The following is an 18,683-nucleotide window of genomic DNA, read 5'->3' on the forward strand; positions in this document are numbered from 1 at the left end:
CGCAACGGGGCCGGGTGAGCTGGAAATCCAGCCCACCCGGCCCCGGTTTGTATCTCGCTTCTCGCGCCGCGAGGTGCTTCTCGGCGCGAGGCGGGAAGCGCTTAGCGCCGCACGCCAGGCGTGTCGATGCCGTCGCCGTCCCAGTCACCGATGATGAGCTGGTCGCCGGGCTTGCCGTAGGCGACGCTCATCACGGTATTGCCCTGCGCATCGGCGGTGTAGATGATGTTGCCGCGGCGCACCCCAACGGTGTCCACGCCGTCGCCATCCCAATCACCGACGATGACCTCATCGCCCACGCGGCCGAAGCTGAAGACAGCGTCCGCGTTTCCGGATTCCAGGGAGTTCTTCACGAAGAACTGGTTGCCGCGCACAGCCGCGAAGGTTGCGATGCCGTCGCCATCCCAATCACCGGAGATGAGGGTATCGCTAGCCTTGCCGTAAGCGATAACGCTATCGGCGTTGCCGCTGGTCAGCGAGTTCTTCACGAACACCTTATTGCCGCGGATAACCGCGAAGGTGGACTTGCCGTCGCCATTCCAGTCACCCACCGCGACCTTGTCGCCGGCCTTGCCGTAGGAGAATACGGTGTCGGCGTTGCCGCCGCCCAGGGAGTTCTTCACGAAGAACTGGTTACCGCGGCGCACGGCCACGGACTTGCGGCCATCTCCGGTCCAATCGCCCACGAGGAGTTCGTCGCCGGCGCGCCCATAGGAGAAGACGAGATCAGCAACTGTGGACGTCCACGAGTTCGAGAGGAAGTTGGAGTTTCCGTTGGATTCGGGAACCGCGGGCTCGCTGGGCTCCGGGCTGGGAGTCGGGCTCGGGTCCGGAGTACCCGGAGTCGGTTCGGGCGAGGGCGCCGGCTTATCGGGCGTCGGATCCGGCTTGGGGCTCGGATCGGGAGTACCCGGGGTGGGATCGGTACCCGGCGTCGGCTCCTCGGTACCGGGCGTGGGGCTCGGCTCGGGGCTCGGCTCCACGCAGGTATCGGAAACCTCGGTCATCTTGTACACGGCGATTTCCGCGGCGGAGGCCAGGGAATCGGCGGTGCGCCCGTAGGTACCGGTAATGCGCAGGCGCAGGAACTTGGTGTCCTTAGTGTCCACGAAGAAGGTTGCGGGCTCCGGCGAATTCTCGAAGGTGCCTTCGGCAATCTTCACCGCGCTCTCAGCGTCCTTACCGGCCCACAGTTCGGCGGAGCGGATGCGGCCGTTATCCCCGCCGGCGCTGCGCGGATGCACATCCACTCGGCCGATATTCTCAGCCTGGGGCAGGGCCAGATCAATATCCAGCGGCAGCGTGATCGTGGAGCTCCACGGGCTATGCCAAATGGTGTTGAGATCGCCGTCGAAGAGGTTATCGGTGCCGTTATCCTCCCGGGCGGTTTCCGCCGCTACCTCGTTAGCGAGCTTCACGCCCGGCACGTAGACCGGCCGCGATTCGCATTCGCGGTTGATGAGGGTGACCTCGGCGAAGCCATTGGCCGCCACCTTGTCACCGGAAGTAATGCGGAACGGGATGGTCTGGTTACCGTCACCGGCCAGCACCTTCGCGCCGATGGTCACCGGCACCTGCACAACGCGGGTCTCCCCGGCCTTGAGGGTGCCCAGCTCCACGGCTTCGGCTTCCCAACCAGCGGGCAGCTCACCGGGGGTGGCCACCACGCCAGCAAGATCCTCGCTGCCCATATTGGTTACCGACAGCGGAATCGTGGACTTACCGCGATACACCTTGGCGTTCTCCGCGGGGACCGCGGAAACAGGCAGGGAGTTCAGCCAATCCAGGGTGAAATGCGCGTAGAGCATGTCATTGTTATCGCCCTCGTAGAAGATGCCATACCGGCCATCATCCATGGCCCACATCGTGGAGTACGACATGGCACCTTGCTTGAACTGCTTACCAACTGACCACGTGCGTCCGTCGTCGTACGAAATACGCACGAGGCCGTTCGAACGCGAGGTCGCGGACGACGAAGAATAAAGCAAAATCTTCGCCTGTGCGCTGCCTTCCGGTGCGTTCGGGAACGCGCGGATAATCGAGGCGTTATTGCGCGGGTCGGGCAGCTGCCATTCGACCTGCATCGGGGTGTAGGTCTGGCCGCCGTCCTTCGAGAAGGCGACCTTGCGGGCCATAATGCCGTCCGAGGACCGCGAGTTGAGCATGACGGTGCCGTCGGAGAGCTCCACGACCTTGTTCTCGTCCATGTTGCCGTAGACCGGCTGGCCGGGGGTCCAGGTGGCGCCGTTGTCGTCCGAGTAGACGGAGACGGCGGCGTAGCCCTTGCCGTTCGGCATGGTCATCGTGAACTGCTGGATGAGGCGGCCCTTATGCGGGCCGTACTTGAGCTGGATACCAGCGCCAGAGGCCGCGAAGCGGGAGCGGATATTTTCATCGAAGGTGATGTCCTTGGTGATGAGGCGCGGCTTCGACCAGGTCTGGCCGTTGTCATCCGAGTAGACCACCTGCGCGTGCAGGGCCCGCCGGTTATCCGGATCGGTGCCCGGCTGGGAATCCTGGAAACGCACATCGTAGGAGAACACCGAGAAGAGGAAAATACGGCCAGTTTCTTCATTCACCACGAAGGAAGGATCGGAATAACCGTACTTGTCATTGCTATGGATGGTTCCGTGACCTTCCAAGACTTCTGTGGGTACACTCCACGACTTACCGTTGTCCTTGGAAATGCGTAGGACGATGTGGTTCGGGTTGGGAGAATCCGCGCAGGAGCCCGGGCGGCCGTCGTAGGCCGCGAGGATCCAGCCGTTATTCGCCTGGGCGAGGGCCGGGATGCGGTAGCACGTGTACTTGTCGCCTGCGTGCGCCAGGCGCACGGTTTCCATGTCCTTGCGTTCGGTGGGAACGGTTGCCGGATCAGGCTGCTTACCAATCTCCTCGTTGAGAACCTGGATGGCGGGCAGTTCGGCGCGGATATTATCCTGAAGCATCTGGGTTCCATCGCGATCCTCGGTAGCGCGGAAGACCACGTAAGGGGTGAAGGTGCCCTTCTTTGCGTCTTCTGCCGTTACTTTGTAGGTAATCGAGGAGCAACCCTGGGTATCGCCAGCCCGCAGATCACCCCAACGGCAGTTGGGCCTTTCCGTGGTGAGGAACCGGGAAAGGTTGGATTTGTAGGGGAAAGCGGTGATCGTACGATCAGAAATATTCGTATAGGTAACCTTGAAGTTCAGTTCCTGGCCGATACGAACGGTGTTTCCGCCGTCATCAGTGCGTTCGAACTTCACTGTCATGTACTTCTGCGCTTCGGGAACCTCGCCTTCACGATTAACGAGTTGGGTCGACGTCGCAGCGTTGACACCCACCTTGCCCTCAGCGTTAATGACGAAGTTGACAGTAATAGGTTCCGAATTCGCAGGTGCGTAATCTGCGATGGTGACCGGAATATTGACAAGGCGGCTCTCCCCTGCGGCGAGCTTTCCGATCCGTACCGGTTCGGCAGACCATCCGCGTGGGAGCTTGCCGGGTGTGAGAACGGGATCGGGAATTTCCGCAGTGCCCTTGTTCGTCACCCGCATCTTGAGAGTTGCCTCTCCGCGGTTAACGACCGTGGGTTCCGGGGTGCTCGTGATCGGGAGCGCGTCTAGCCAGTCCAGCCCGAAGTGGGCGTAGAGCATGTCATTGTTGTCACCTTCGAAGAAGATGCCGTACTTGCCATTATCCAGCGCCCACATCGTGGAGTAGGCCATAGCACCCTTCTTGAACTGCTTGCCCACTGACCAGGTTTTTCCGTCGTCGTACGAAATACGAATGAGGCCGTTGGAGCGCGACCGAGCCGACGAGGAAGAGTAGAGCAGGATCTTCGCCTCATCGCTACCCTCTTCCGCATCAGGGAACGCGCGGATGATTGAGGCGTTATTGCGCGGGTCGGGCAGCTGCCACTCCACCTGCATAGGCGTGTAGGTTTCGCCTCCGTCATGCGAGTACGCAACCTTGCGAGCGAGCGTGCCGTCGGAGGAACGCGAGTTGAGCATGACGGTGCCGTCGGAGAGTTCCACGACCTTGTTCTCATCCATATTTCCGTAGACAGGCTCCCCGGGCTTCCAGGTGTCGCCATTGTCATCGGAGTACACGGACACGGCCGCGTAACCGCGACCCGGGACGGTCATGGTGAACTGCTGGATGAGCCGGTCCTTGTGGGGGCCGTACTTGAGCTGAATACCCGCTCCGGAAGCGGCGAAGCGGGAACTAATAGCGTCATTGAAAGTGATGTCTTTGGTGATGATGCGGGGCTCAGACCAGGTTTCTCCGTTGTTGTCGGAGTAGGACACTTGCGCATGCAGCACATTGCGCGCCTTGGGATCGGTTCCGGGCTTGGAATCCTGGAAACGCACATCGTAGGAGAACACTGAGAAGAGGAAAATGCGTCCGGTTTTCTCATTCACCACGAAGGACGGGTCAGAATAGCCATACTTATCAGGGCTATTGAGGTGGCCCTTACCCTTCAAAATCTCCTTGGGTTCAGTCCAGGACTTTCCGTTGTCCTTGGAAATACGCAGGGTGATGTGGTTGGGGTTAGGGGAGTCCATGCATGAATCGGGCCGGCCGTCGTAGGCCGCGAGGATCCAACCGTTATTCGCCTGAGCGAGAGCCGGGATGCGATAGCAGTAATTCGGCTTATCTCCCGCTCGAGCCAGAGGCACGGTTTGCATATCCTGGCGATCAGTGGGGATGGTTGCCGGGTCCGGCTCCTTCGGAGCCTGCTCGTTGATGAGGGTTACCGACTTTAGTTCTTTCCGGATTCCATCTTGGAGAACTTTCTTGCCGGCGGTATCGGCTGTAGCTTGAAAAACTACGTAAGGGGTGAAGCTGCCGGTCTTCGCAGCTTCGGCGGTCACCGTGTAGCTGATGCTGGTGCAGCCTTGGGTTTGACCGGGGCGCAGGTTTCCCCAACGGCAGTTCGGTCGTCCGGTAGTGAGGAAACCGGATAGATTCGAATCGTACGGGAAGGCGGTGAAGGTCTTGTCCTTAGTCAGATTTGTGTAGGTCACCGCAAAGGTCATCTTTTGGCCGATGCGGAGCTCGTCCCCGTTGTTGTCAGTGCGCTCAAATGTAACCGACATGAGTTCGGGCGCAGAAGTTTCTGAAGCGCTCGGTTTTTCCGCCCCCGAAGCTTCGGTGCTCTCGGCGGATCTATCAGTAGTTTCGGCGGCTCTATTAGTAGGTTCAGTTGAGCTTTCGCTGTTTTCTGGCGCGCTCTCCGCGGCGAGAGCGCTTGACGTGCCTGATTCTAATTCGTCAGCAGTGAGGGCCGGCTGCGCAGTCTCGAGGACTTCCGCTGCCTGAGGTTCGGGCTGCGGGGGCGTTTCCCCCGGGCTGGCCCACGCTGTCAACGGCGTGACCGTGAGAGCAACCGTGGCCGACAGTGCCACGAATGCACTCCACCCACGCCGGGCGCGAGGAGTTGACATTGTGCTGTTACCTTTCTGGCAGACATCATCGTCTCGTCTGACGCTATTGTCAGACAACAACGAAAATAGCACAGCAACTCCGCGCTTGGAAAGTTATTGTCAGACAATAATGTCCAGTGGAACACCGTGCTGGTCACATAAAGCATCGTTTCGGTGCGAGTAGCGGCCGCGGTGGGTCCATTTCTCCGCACTTCGGTACGACGGCGCAGCTCAGTCGGCACGTACTTCCGCGATGAAGTTCAATGCCCCGGTAAGAATACCTGGCATGGCCAGATAGCGCTCCGCCGGGGCTCCGCTACAAGCCTATCGGGATGGGAATGCCGACACAATGATTCTGGATCACGCCATAATTCGTAGTTGGGAGCTGAGGGATAAAAGGGTGCGTGGGCAGAGGGTACTCGGGTTACTGGCCGTAAACAGAGATCCAGCCCACTCCCGACCGAAGTCGAGGCGGGCTGAACGATTATGTATATTCTAGCCAACTATGGGATCCATGGACAAGATGCGCTCCCGCCTCACAACACCCCGGAAACCCGCGAGGTTGGATCCGCAATATCGGCAAAGGAGGCGGCCCGCTGCGCCCGCGCGGCAATATCCGCGGCGCGCTCGGCTCGTTCGGCCCGCTCAGCCTCGCGCTGCTGGGCAGCGGCCTGAGCGGGCAGCGCCTCCGGCGGCGCTTCCGGATCCCCACAATCTCCGAGCGCACTTTCCGCACTTTCCGCACTTTCCGCACTTCCCGCGCCGTTCCCCCCGGAACCCCCGGAATTCGCCCGCTGCTGGGCGGCCTCGTGGCGGTCAATAATCATATTGAGGGGCCGGTAGTGGTCAATGACCGCCCCGCGATACGCGAAAATATCACCATCTTCGGCGGCTTGAATAATACGTTTATGCGCCTGAGCGGTTTCTAGGAGAAGTTCATCGACGTCGTCGTTTAAATCGCGCAGCGCAATAGAGTGCACCACCCACAGTGCCGTGACCATCTCCAACGCGACCTCGTTATCGAGCGCGGACGTCATCGCAATATGGAATTCAATATCTTCGTGCTGGAAGTTTTCCCCGCGCAGCGCTTTTTCGGTCATCCGCGCCACGATGTCGTGCAGATTATCGTGATGGGTGCCCGACAGCGCCCGCACCACGCCTTCCGCCATCCCCAAGTCCAGGTATTCGCGCAGCTGAGCCACGCTCTCCACCGCGCCCGTGCCCGCACCGGCCCGCGCGGAGGAGCGCAGCAGCAAGGATTCGACCAGCGGGGAGAGGGACATATTCGCCACCTGGGTGCCCTTCCCGCGCTGCGAGGTGACAATATCCAGCGCGGCCAGCTTGGACAGCGCCTCGCGCACCGAGGAGCGCGAGACCCCCAGCTCGCGGCACAGCTCCGCTTCGGTGGGGAGCTTCGCGCCGGGTTGTAGGCGTTCTTCAATAATTCGCTGTTTCAAAGCGTCCATGACCAAATCGGCGCGATCCGAGCCGGAACGGGGGTGGCCGCCGGTGACCCGCATAGCGCCCTGCGTGGCATGTGACTGCGCGTCGTCGGGCATCATGACACCTAAGGTATCGGAAAACGGATGTTTTCAAAAGATGTGCGCAGGAATATTGAATAGGGTCACGTTACGCGTGGTATCGCGCAGGAACGACGACGCCGCACAGCTGCTCACGCACCCATATCTCAGGTTCATCACAAATTGGTCACAGTTTGCTCACAAGCCAGATATCGGGCTTGCACAAAGTTGTCAGACAATCTAGAGTCATAGCTACGCGACGCTAAAGATGGTTGTCGCACGCGAAAAAATAGCGGAAATTCGGCAGTGAATTTCCGGAAGAACTCAAAGGAGAGGACACTTCAATGACACGCATGAAGTGGGGCGCCAAGGCCACGGCCGTGCTGGCCGCTGGTGTGCTGGCGCTGTCCGGCTGCGGTGGCGGTGGATCTGACACCGGCAAGAGCGGTGGAGATGCACCCGAGAAGGCCGCAGTTCCCTCGGGACAGCCGGCAAAGGGTGGCACCATTCGCGCGGCGGCCGCCTACGAATCCAATAACTACCATCCCTCGTCCACCTCGTCCGCGCTGGCAACCGGCGCGAATATGCACGTGGTGGAGGGCCTGTACGAACTGGATTACCACGATTACAAGCCCTACCGCGCCCTGGCGAAGGAAGATGCTCCCACCAAGGTGACCGATACCCAGTACGAAGTTTCGCTGCGTGATGGCGCGAAGTTCTCGGACGGCACCCCGGTGACCACGGACGATGTGGTCAAGTCCTTCGAGCGGTCCACCGCTGAAGGAAATATCTACCTGCCGATGCTGAGCTTCATCGACAACGTGCAGAAGAAGGATGACACGACCGTCACCATCAACCTCAAGCATCCCTTCTCGCTGGTCAAGGAGCGCCTGGCCCTCGTCAAGATCGTTCCCGCCTCGATGAGCGATGATGATCTGACCGCCAAGCCCGTGGGTACCGGCCCGTGGAAGTACGACGAGATCACCAGCGCCCACATCAAGTTCTCCCCGAATGAGAACTACAACGGCCAGTTCCCGGCCACCGCGGAAGCGATGCAGTGGGAGATCCTCAAGGACGACACCGCTCGTACCACCGCTTTCCAGCAGGGCACCGTCGATGTTATCGAAGCTGCCCCGGCCGATGCCGAAGCTCTGATCAAGGGCGCCGGCGGCGTGATCGACGCGGTTCAGGGCTTCAACCTGCCCTTCCTGCTCTTCAACACCAAGAAGGCTCCGCTCGATAACAACAAGGTGCGCCAGGCGTTCTTCTACGCCATTGACACCGACAAGCTCATCTCCAACGCCCTCTCGGGCAACGCGAAGGCCGCCAAGTCCTTCCTCCCGGAGAGCCACCCGAACTTCCACGAAGCTTCCACGGTCTACACCTACAACCCGGAAAAGGCCAAGGAACTCCTCAAGGAAGCCGGTGTTGAGAACCTCGACATCAAGCTGCTGACCACCGATCACCCGTGGATCACCGCTCTGGCTCCCCAGATCAAGAACGACCTGGCTGCCGTCGGCATCAACGCGACCATCGAATCCCAGGCTTCCTCGGCTCTCTACGCCAATAACCTGGACGTGGACAACCCGACCTTCGATGTCACCCTGGCCCCCGGCGACCCCTCGGTCTTCGGTCAGGATCCCGACCTCCTGCTCAGCTGGTGGTACGGCGATAACACCTGGACCAAGAAGCGCACCCAGTGGGGCGGCTCCGAGAAGTTCAAGGAACTGCATCAGTACATGGACAAGGCCGTCACCCTCGAGGGCGACGCCCAGCAGCAGGAATGGAACAAGGCCTTCGACCTCGTTGCCGAAGAAGTTCCGCTCTACCCGCTCTTCCACCGTCAGATGCTGACCGCGTACTACCCGGACAAGGTCACCAACTTCTCCCCGATTTCGACGACCGGCCTTGATTTCATCAACGCTGGCTCCGCGGCTGGAAAGTAAATAATCCCGTGAATCAGCGCTGACGACACGCGCGGCGCTGGCTCAAAGAACACACGGTAATGCGAGGGCCGGGGGTGGTGTAAACCCCACCCCCGGCCCGAGCTTTGCCCAAATACTCCCCTATACTCAACGCGGGGCACCGCAGCCCCGAGGAGATATCGCAGTGAACAACCTTCTCAGACTCATCGGGCGCCGCCTGCTGGTGCTCCCGATCATGGTTCTGGGCGTTGCCTTCCTCGTCTTCTTCCTGATGTCCTTCTCTAAGATCGATCCGGCCTACTCGGCCCTCGGTGAAGGCGCATCCCAGGAAGCCCTGGAAGCCTATCGTGACACCATGGGACTCAATGATCCCTGGCTCGCTCAGTTCTGGAACTTCCTCGTCAACTTCGTGCAGGGTGACCTCGGCACGTACGGCGCCAACCAAGCTTCGGTGGCCGAACGTGTGGGTGAGGCCTTCCCCATCACCATGCAGCTGACCTTCCTCGGCCTTATTATCGCCGTCATTCTCGCGTTCGTCTTCGGTGTCCTCGCCGCGCTCTACCGCGACAAGTGGCCCGACAAGATCATCCGCGTCTTCTCCATCGCCTTCATCGCGACGCCGTCCTTCTGGCTGGCCGTCCTCATGATCCTGGCGTTCTCCGTCAATATGCCTCTGCTCCCGGCATCCGGTGCCCTGCCGCCTTTCGGTGAAGACCCGGCTGGCTGGCTGGCGCGCATGGCGCTGCCGGCTATCGCCCTGGGCGTCCCGGTGGCCGGTTCCCTCACCCGTGTTATTCGTACCTCGATGGTGGAGGAACTGGATAAGGATTACGTGCGTACCGCTATCGGTGCGGGTATCCCCAAGCGCGTGGTGGTGTCCCGCAACGTGCTGCGCAATGCCCTGATCTCCCCGGTGACCGTGCTCGGCCTGCGTATCGGCTACCTCATGGGTGGCGCTGTGGTTATTGAAGTTATCTTCAACCTGCGCGGCATGGGTATGGCCATCCTCGAAGGCGTCCAGCAGAACTACCCCCTCCTGGTGCAGGGCGTGGTCCTCGTGGTGGCCCTGGCCTTCATCGTCGTCAATATTGTGGTTGACATGCTCTATGTGCTGATCAACCCGCGTATCCGGGAGGTCTAATCATGAGGCGTAAACTCACGGAAAAGATGGAACGCCCGGGCGTCCGGTTCAAGCGTTTCCGCAATATGACTCGCGGCGCCCAGCTGTGCGTCGTCGTTCTGGTGCTCATCGCCCTCGCGGCCGTTTTCGCACCCCTTATTTCCCCGCACGATCCGCAGGCCATTGAAGTGGCCCGTCAGGCACCCAACGGTGATTTCCTCTTCGGTACTGACGAAAAGGGCCGTGACATTCTCTCCCGCATGATCTACGGTGCCCGCTACTCGCTGGTCATCGGCTTCGCCGCCACCGCCTTCGCGCTCTTCTTCGGTGCGATCTTCGGTGCGCTGGCCGCGGTCTCCCGCAAGTGGATTTCCGAAGTGATCATGCGCTGCATGGATATCATCATGTCTTTCCCCGGCATCGCGCTGGCCGCGGTGTTCGTCTCCGTATTCGGTAATACCCTGCCCGTCATTATTATGGCGATCGGCTTCCTCTACATTCCGCAGATCACCCGCGTGGTGCGCGCGAATGTCATGAGCGAATACGGTGAAGATTACGTGCGCGCGGTTATCGTTTCCGGCGCGCGGGCTCCCTGGATCCTCGTCAAGCACGTGGCGCGCAACTGTATCGCCCCGGTCATGGTGTTCACCACCGTGCTCGTGGCCGATGCGATTGTTTTCGAAGCCTCGCTGTCCTTCATCCAGGCCGGCATCGCCGAACCCACACCCACCTGGGGTAATATCCTCGCCGACGCTCGCGGCGGCGTGCTCCTGGGCCGGTGGTGGCAGGCGCTCTTCCCGGGCCTGGCCATTATGATCACGGTGCTCTGCCTCAACATCCTCTCCGAAGGTCTCACGGACGCCATGGTGGCGGCCCCGAAGGCCGCGGCCGTTCCCGATAACGTGGACGCGAACGCCAAGCGCGAAGAGGACCGCCTCCTCGTGGACCCGGTGGCCGCTTACGCCGCCCAGCACGATGCGCTGGTCCAGCGCCTGGAGGAACTGCGCCAAGCGGAAGAACGCCGCACCGACCGCTTCGAACCCACCTCGCAGGAGGCCCCGGTTATCGAAGTGCGCGACCTGTGCATCAAGTTCCCGCGCCACGGCGATGTCAATGTGGTGGACCACGTGTCCTTCAATGTGCGCGCCGGTGAAACCATGGGCCTCGTGGGTGAATCCGGGTGCGGTAAGTCCATTACCTCCCTGGCGATTATGGGCCTGCTCGATAAGTCCGCCGATATTAGCGGTGAGATTATGTTCAACGGGCAGAACCTCCTCGAACTCACCCCCAAGCAGCACAATGAACTGCGCGGGCATGAGATCGCGATGATCTACCAGGACGCCCTGTCCTCCCTCAACCCCTCCATGCTCATCAAGGCACAGATGAAGCAGCTGACCAGCCGCGGGGGCACCCGCACCGCCGAAGAGCTCCTCGAGCTGGTGGACCTGGATCCCAAGCGGACCCTGGAGTCCTACCCGCACGAACTTTCCGGTGGCCAGCGCCAGCGCGTGCTTATCGCCATGGCGCTCACCCGTGACCCGAAGCTGGTTATCGCGGACGAACCGACCACCGCGCTGGACGTAACCGTCCAGGCCCAGGTGGTGGAGCTTCTCAACCGCCTGCGCAAGGAACTCGGCTTCGCGATGGTCTTCGTGTCCCACGATTTGGCGCTCGTTGCCGAAGTGGCCCACTCGATTACCGTCATGTACGCCGGTCAGGTTGTGGAGCAGGCATCCACCAAGGAACTGCTCACCGACCCGCACCACGAATACACTCGCGGTCTGCTCGGCTCGGTGCTCTCCATCGAAGCGGGTGCCGGCCGGCTCCACCAGGTGCCCGGCACGGTTCCTTCGCCGCGCGACTTCCCGAAGGGTGATCGTTTCGCCCCGCGGTCCTCGCATCCGACGGTGGGCCTGGACACCCGCCCGATTATGAAACGCGTGGGCGAGACGTGGCACTTCTACGCCGCCCAGCCCGATGCTCCGGATCCGGCCACCACCAACCTGGTGCCCAAGGAATCGGTGGGCGCGCCCAGCCCCGCCGAAACCGCGAACGGCGCCGCAGCTGCTACTGCTGGTGATGCCGCTGGTGGAAGCGCCGGCGCTCCCGCCGGCCCGGATGCCCAGAAGTGACGAAGGAGGAAAGATCATGACTACTCTGGATACCGAAGCTCGTCACGCTGCCGGCGCGCGCGCCGCTGACCGGCCTGCCCTCTCCGATGTGCCGATTATCGAGTTGCGCGACGTCGACGTCACCTTCCGCACCCGTACCGGTTCCATCTTCAATCCGAATAAGGTGCGCGCCGTGCGCGGCGTCAACCTTTCCCTGATGCCCGGCCAGACCATCGGTCTCGTTGGCGAATCCGGTTCCGGTAAGTCGACGACGGCCAATGTGATGTGCGGACTCCAGTCACCCACGGGCGGCCAGGTATTTTTCAAGGGCGAAGAAGTCACGAAACGTACCGCTGCCCAGCGCCGCCATATCGGCCGCGTGGTCTCGGTGGTGTTCCAGGATCCGGCCACGGCGCTCAACTCGCGCATGACGGTGCGTGACCAGCTCCTCGACCCGATGACGGTCCACAAGATCGGCACCCGCGAAGAACGCTACGAGCGCGTCAAGGACCTCATCGGCATGGTGGGCCTGCCTAAATCGGCGCTCGATGCGCTGCCCGGGCAGCTCTCCGGTGGGCAGCGCCAGCGCGTGGCTATTGCCCGTGCGCTGGCCGTGGGCCCGGACGCGATTATCGCGGACGAACCCACCTCGGCCTTGGACGTGTCCGTGCGCGCCCAGATCCTCAACCTGCTCACCGATCTCAAGCGGGATCTGGGGCTGGCGATGGTTTTCATCACCCACGATATTCAGACGGTGCGCTACGTATCGGACAAGATCGCGGTGATGAATCACGGAGAGATCGTGGAATGGGGAGACGCCAAGGACGTGCTCCACAATCCGCAAAATGACTACACGAGAACACTTTTGGCAGCGGCGCCGTCGCTGCTCCATCCGAAATTGGAGGCATAGTCCCATGTCAGATCCTCGTTTCCGCGGCGTTATCCCCCCGACAGTGACGCCGCTGACCGACGAACGCGAACTCGATAAGGAATCCTTCGCGCGCTCACTCAACCGGATGCTCGACGCCGGAGTGCACGGCCTGTTTGTGCTCGGTTCGACTTCCGAAGTGGTCTTCAGCACCGATGCGCGTCGTCGTGAAATCCTCGAAACCGCGGTGGAAGTTGCGAACGGGCGCGTCCCGGTGCTCGCCGGCGTTATCGATATGCAAACCGAGCGCATGATCGAGCACGCCCGTGACGCGCAGTCCATCGGGGTGGACGGCATCGTCGCCACCGCGCCGTTCTACGCGCTGGGCGGGGAAGCGGAAATCGAAGCGAACTTCCGTTACATCCGCGACGCCGTGGACCTGCCGCTTTTCGCGTACGACATCCCGGTGTGCGTGCACAAGAAGCTCTCCATTGACCTGCTCATGCGCCTCGGGACCGAAGACGTGCTGACCGGCGTCAAGGATTCTTCTGGCGACGACGTTAACTTCCGCTTCCTGCTGGAGGAGAACAAGGCCGCCGGTAAGCCGCTCAACATCCTTACGGGTCACGAAGTGGTTGTCGATGGCGCCTACATGGGCGGTGCGGACGGCTCCGTTCCGGGCCTGGCCAATGTGGCACCGCGCCCCTACGTGGAGCAGTGGGATGCCGCGCAGGCCGGGGACTGGGCTCGCGTGGCCGAATTGCAGAACGAGCTCGCCCACCTCATGCGCATCGTCATGGTGCCCAAGGGCGTGCAGGGCTTCGCGGGTGGCGTGGGCGCCTTCAAGGCGGCCATGAAGGAACTGGGGGTTATCGCCTCCAACCAGATGCCGCGGCCCGTCAAGGCCCTCGAAGGTGAGAACGTCGAAGCTATTCGCGGCGTGCTCGCCAGCTGCGGGCTGCTCTAAGGAGCACTCATGAAGGTAGCACCGTTCCAGCCCGGGTCTGAGTTCTCGCTGCTCGGGCTGGATATCGGGGGAACCAAAATCGCGGGGGCGGTGGTGACCTTTGCGGCCACCGCCCCGGGCGGTGATGCCCCGCGCATCTCCCTCGAAGCCAGTATTCCTACCGGAGCGCGGCGCGGCGGAGCACGCGTGCTGGCGGATATCGCGGATTTCGCGGAACGCCAGATCGCGGCAGCCAGCGCCGCCGGAACGCCGGTGCGCGGAATTGCTATCGCCAGCGCCGGGGTGGTGGACGTGGAGAGCGGATGCATCGCTTCCGCCACGGACACCATGCCCGGCTGGGGCGGTCAGCCCCTCGGCCCGCATCTTGCCGAACGCTGCGGCCTGCCGGTGCGCGTCCTCAATGACGTGCACGGCCACGCCCTCGGGGAAGCAACCTACGGTGCGGGCGCCGGCGCGCGTACCGCCCTCGTGATCGCGGTGGGAACCGGGCTGGGCGGCGCGGCCGTGATCGACGGGCGCATCCTCTTCGGCGCGCACGGGGTGGCCGGCCACTTCGGCCATATTCACCATCCTTATGCCGCCGGGCTGGTGTGCTCCTGCGGGCGCGATGGCCACGTGGAATCGGTGGCCTCGGGCAGCGGGGCGGCCCGCCTCTACGCCAAGCGCCAGGCCGAAGCCCACGTGGAGGGCGCGAGTTACGCCGCCGCGGCAGCGGCTTCCCTCACCGGGATCGCCGATGTTCCCGAAAGTGCCTACCTGCGGGCCCCGGGCGCGCAGCGCCCCGTCGTCGTACGTGGAGGCCGGGAACTGAAAGCCCTCGTGGACGCGGGCGATATGTTCGCGCGCGAGGTGTTCACGGACGGTGCTTTCGCGCTCGGGCAGACCCTGGGCGGGCTGGCGAATTCTTTCGACCCGGACGTTATTATCCTGTCCGGCTCACTCGTTCACGTGGGCGAGTTCTGGATGGACGCGCTGCGCGAGGGCTACCGGCGCGATGCCATGGTGGGCACCGCCGCCACCCCGATTGTGGAGGGTAGCCTGGGATCGCAGGCCCCGCTCATCGGCGCGGCCGTTCACTTCCTGCACACCGCGCGCCGCACCGCATAACTACACTTCTGCATTTCTCGTTATAACTTAGGAGTTACCGTGCATCCGATGATCGAATCTCTCCGCGGGCACCTCGTCGTGTCCTGCCAGGCGTACGTAGGCGAACCGCTGCGCCACCCCGAAACGATGGCGCAGATGGCCCTCGGCGCCGAGCGCGGGGGAGCGGCGGCGATTCGCTGCCAGGGCCTGGCGGATATTTCCGCGATTAAAGGCCAGGTGGAAGTGCCTGTCATCGGCCTGTGGAAAGAGGGCCACGAAGGCGTGTTCATCACCCCGACCCTGCGCCACGCCCGCGCCTGCATCAGCGCCGGCGCCGATATTGTGGCCCTCGATGCCACGTCTCGCCCGCGTCCGGATGGCTTGAGCTTCGCGGAAACCGTGGCTGCTCTTCTGGACGACGGCGCGCTCGTCATGGCGGACTGCGGCTCGATTGAGGATGCCCGGGTGGCGGCCAAGGCCGGCTGCCATATCCTCGGCACCACCCTGGCGGGTTACTCCGGGGATCGCCCGAAGACGGACGGCCCCGATATTGAACTGCTGGCCCAGATGGTCGCGGAATTCCCGGAGATCCCGGTGGTCTGCGAAGGGCGCATCCACACTCCGGAGCAAGCGCGGGCTGTCATGGAAGCTGGCGCCTGGGCGGCCGTCGTCGGAACTGCTATTACGCACCCAACCACGATCACCACGTGGTTCCGCGAGGCCGTCGAAAACTAAAACTTCACCAGGGTTCCCGCGCAACCGAAGCGCGGGGCCCGCGAGCACTGACCATTGCCGCGTTTCACGTGAAACGCGCCCGGGAAAGGACGAACTCATGCATATCGGAATTTTCGCCACCGCGGAAGAAGCCTCCCGCGAGGGCGCACGCATTATCCAGGATCTTTTCGCGCGTGACGCGCACGCGACGCTCGGGGTGGCCACCGGTTCCACGCCGGATCTCCTCTACGCGGCGCTGCGCGAGGCCCACGCGGCCGGCGAATTTGACCTCTCCGGCGCCAAGGCTTTTGCCCTGGATGAGTACGTGGGGCTGGATCCGGAGCATCCGGAGTCCTACCGCAATGTGCTGCGCCGCAACCTCGTGGGCGAGGATAAGACCGGCCTGACCGAGGAGGGCCTCAATACCCCCGATGCACAGAACCCGGATCCGCAGGCCGCGGCCGCCGACTACGATGCGAAGATCGGTGCGGCCGGGGTGGATCTGCAGATTCTCGGCATTGGCGCAGACGGGCATATCGGCTTCAACGAGCCGGGCGGCTCGCTGGTCTCGCGCACTCACGTGGAGGCGCTGGCCCCGCAAACCATCAAGGATAATGCGCGGTTCTTCGACGGCGACGAAGCGGCCGTCCCCACCCGCTGCATCACCCAGGGCCTAGGCACCATTATGGAGGCGAAGAAGCTGGTGCTTTTCGCTTTCGGTGCGAATAAGGCGGATGCGGTGCGAGAGCTGTGCGAAGGCCCCATCAGCGCCTTCTGGCCCGCCACGATTATTCAGATGCACCCGGATGTCACCGTGCTCCTGGACGAAGCGGCCGCCGCGCAGCTCAAGCTGACGGACCTGTACCGCGCGCGTTGGGAGATGATCTAAGTGTTTTACCTGGGGCGCGTTCTCAACGGGTACGGCCGCGAGGTTGGGTACGGTATTGAGATCGACGACGCCGGTACGCTGGCTCGGCTGCTCACCGCTGAGGAGGCCGCCGCGGTAACCGCGGGGCTGGCTGCGGAACGGGAGTCGCGCGGGATTGAAGCTCGGGCCGCGGAGGCTTTCGGGCTGGGCGCGGATAACCCGCGGGTGCGCCGGGCTCATGTTATTACCCCGGGCCTCGTGGATATTCACTGCCATGGCGGTGGCGGCTTCGCCTTCCCGGATAACTATGCGGAGGAGGAGATCGCCACGGCGATCCGCACCCACCAGCGCGGGGGGACCACCGCGATGTTCGCTTCCCTGGTGTCGCTGGCGGATCCACTCCCGCAGATCGAGGCGCTGGTGCCATTCTGCGAGCGCGGGGAGCTGGCCGGTATTCATCTGGAAGGCCCGTATATTTCGCGGGAAAAGTGCGGGGCGCAGAACCCCGAGGTGATCCGCGCGGTGGACGAGGCCGAGCTGCGTTCCTGGCTGGAGGCCGGGCGCGGCTGGATTAAGACGATGACGGTGGCCCCGGAAGCGGAGGGCGCCCAGCGCGCCGCCGAGCTGCTGCTTGAATATGGCGGCAAGCCGTCCTGGGGGCATTCCCACGGGGATGGCGCGGTCACCCGGGCCGAAATCGCGCGCACCCTGGAAGTGGCGCGGCGGCACGGATACACGCCGCTGGCGGTGCTTGCTGGGGCTGGCACGGGAGCCGGTTCGGGCGCGGGCGCGGATGCGCGGCAAGCCGGTGGCGCCGGGACTGTCGCCGGTAGCGCCGTCGGGCAGGAAGCCGCACAAACTGTCACGCATCTTTTCAACGCGATGACCGCTTTTACGCACCGGGCTCCCGGCCCGATCCGCGAGTACATTCAAGCGGCGCGCCGCGGTTTCATCAGCGCGGAAGTGATTGCCGACGGCTACCACGTGCATCCCGACCTCGTCGAGGATGTGGTGGATTACCTTGATGAGCCGGATCTCGGGGCCGGGGCGTCTGGGAGCGCGGGCGCGGGCCAGCTGGGTATTCCCGGGGCTTTCTTCGTTACGGATTCCCTGGCCGCGGCCGGTATGCCTCCCGGGAAGTACACCCTGGGCGGGCTCGCGGTGGAAGTGCGCGACGGCGCCTGCTACCTGGAAGGTACCGATACTTTGGCCGGGGGTGCATCGGTGCTGGCCGATCAGGTGGCCCTCTTCGCCGGGCGCGGGAAGCTGACGCTCCCGCAGCTGGTGCGGGCCACGGTGGCCGGACCGGTCTACGCCGGTGGCGCCTGGGATGCTCCCGGTGTCACGGTGGACTTCACCCCGGGCAAGCCGGTCAATCTGGTCGCCTGGAATGAGGCGATGACCCCGCTGGCGGTTGTTCGCGAGGGAGTGGAAATCTCCCACTCCTAGCCATCGGGTTCCACGCCGAGGAGCACGGGAGTTTCTACGCCGGAACTCCGTGAGGCTCCGGTATGGCATACCTTGGCCGTCCAACGCTGGGATCCGCGGGGTTCCACGCCGGAACTCGCCGATGGTCCACGTTGGAAGCATTCGCGGGTACGGCAGCACCACAAGCCGGGAAGCGTTCACTGCCTCCCTCGGGCAGGATCGGGCGTGTCGATCCTGCCCCTCTCCACGGGGCGCGGGCTCAGGCCCGCGCCCCGCTTTCTTTGCCCGCCTGGGGGTTTGGGAACTTGGAACTTGATTCGCCGGGGACTTTCCGGCCCCCAAAAACAAAGTGGTACTGGAGCTACAGCCAAACCCTAAATTTCTGTCGTGCAGTACCACTTTGTGCGTTCCGCTGTCGTGGGGTACCACTTTGTTCGGCAGCAGCAGGTGGAAACGGGTTAGCCCAGGCGGGAGGTGGGGTGTTTTTCCGGGGTGTACTTCGCATGTACGACATCTGCACTACATCTCTGACAATACATACCGCCACCGCAGGGGCTTGTGTGGCTATTGGGGTTCGCGAGGGTCGTGAGATTCGCGCGGACCGGTCGGGGTACGGAAAGGGGCACGGACCCGTAAGTCCGTGCCCCTTCGTCGCCTCATGAGCGAGG

At 62.9% G+C, this 18,683-nt stretch carries 11 protein-coding genes; 9 read left to right on the forward strand and 2 right to left on the reverse strand.

From position 1 onward, the window contains the following. Window positions 1-101: 101 nt before the first annotated feature. On the reverse strand, window positions 102-5,429 hold the full coding sequence (locus tag CZ322_RS03490) for an exo-alpha-sialidase (RefSeq protein WP_087070234.1): 5,328 nt from the start codon (window positions 5,427-5,429) through the stop codon (window positions 102-104). 515 nt (window positions 5,430-5,944) lie between these two features. Beyond that, complete coding sequence (locus CZ322_RS03495; protein WP_087070235.1) at window positions 5,945-6,970, reverse strand: FadR/GntR family transcriptional regulator; 1,026 nt, start codon at window positions 6,968-6,970, stop codon at window positions 5,945-5,947. Window positions 6,971-7,272: 302 nt separating this feature from the next. Here CZ322_RS03495 and CZ322_RS03500 point away from each other — a divergent pair, with 302 nt between their 5' ends. The 9 genes from CZ322_RS03500 (at window position 7,273) to CZ322_RS03540 (ending at window position 18,036) form a co-directional block, all read left to right on the forward strand. Beyond that, the gene (locus tag CZ322_RS03500) at window positions 7,273-8,874 is read left to right on the forward strand and encodes an ABC transporter substrate-binding protein (protein WP_087070236.1); all 1,602 of its coding nucleotides are present in this window, start codon (window positions 7,273-7,275) and stop codon (window positions 8,872-8,874) included. A gap of 163 nt (window positions 8,875-9,037) precedes the next feature. After that, window positions 9,038-9,994, forward strand: coding sequence for an ABC transporter permease (locus tag CZ322_RS03505; protein ID WP_087070237.1), 957 nt, complete (start codon window positions 9,038-9,040; stop codon window positions 9,992-9,994). Beyond that, complete coding sequence (locus CZ322_RS03510) at window positions 9,994-12,105, forward strand: dipeptide/oligopeptide/nickel ABC transporter permease/ATP-binding protein (RefSeq protein ID WP_375713964.1); 2,112 nt, start codon at window positions 9,994-9,996, stop codon at window positions 12,103-12,105. Before CZ322_RS03505 ends, CZ322_RS03510 begins: the two co-directional genes overlap by 1 nt. 16 nt (window positions 12,106-12,121) lie before the next feature. Continuing rightward, window positions 12,122-12,994: an ABC transporter ATP-binding protein gene (locus CZ322_RS03515; protein WP_087070239.1), complete on the forward strand. Its 873-nt coding sequence runs from the start codon at window positions 12,122-12,124 to the stop codon at window positions 12,992-12,994. 4 nt (window positions 12,995-12,998) lie between these two features. Then, a complete protein-coding gene (locus CZ322_RS03520; protein WP_087070240.1) occupies window positions 12,999-13,919 on the forward strand; it encodes a dihydrodipicolinate synthase family protein in 921 nt (306 codons plus the stop codon). Window positions 13,920-13,928: 9 nt separating this feature from the next. Beyond that, entirely contained in the window at window positions 13,929-15,026 is a 1,098-nt protein-coding gene (locus CZ322_RS03525) for an ROK family protein (protein ID WP_087070241.1), read from the forward strand. Between the two features lie 39 nt (window positions 15,027-15,065). Beyond that, window positions 15,066-15,740, forward strand: a complete 675-nt coding sequence (locus CZ322_RS03530; RefSeq protein WP_087070242.1) for an N-acetylmannosamine-6-phosphate 2-epimerase — start codon at window positions 15,066-15,068, stop codon at window positions 15,738-15,740. Window positions 15,741-15,837: 97 nt separating this feature from the next. After that, window positions 15,838-16,608 carry a glucosamine-6-phosphate deaminase gene (locus tag CZ322_RS03535; RefSeq protein WP_026429182.1) on the forward strand — a complete coding sequence of 257 codons (771 nt, stop codon included), beginning with the start codon at window positions 15,838-15,840 and terminating at the stop codon, window positions 16,606-16,608. Continuing rightward, window positions 16,609-18,036 carry an N-acetylglucosamine-6-phosphate deacetylase gene (locus CZ322_RS03540; protein ID WP_087070243.1) on the forward strand — a complete coding sequence of 476 codons (1,428 nt, stop codon included), beginning with the start codon at window positions 16,609-16,611 and terminating at the stop codon, window positions 18,034-18,036. Window positions 18,037-18,683 lie beyond the last annotated feature (647 nt).

The sequence above is a fragment of the Actinotignum timonense genome, from assembly GCF_900155575.1.
Lineage (GTDB): Bacteria > Actinomycetota > Actinomycetes > Actinomycetales > Actinomycetaceae > Actinotignum > Actinotignum timonense.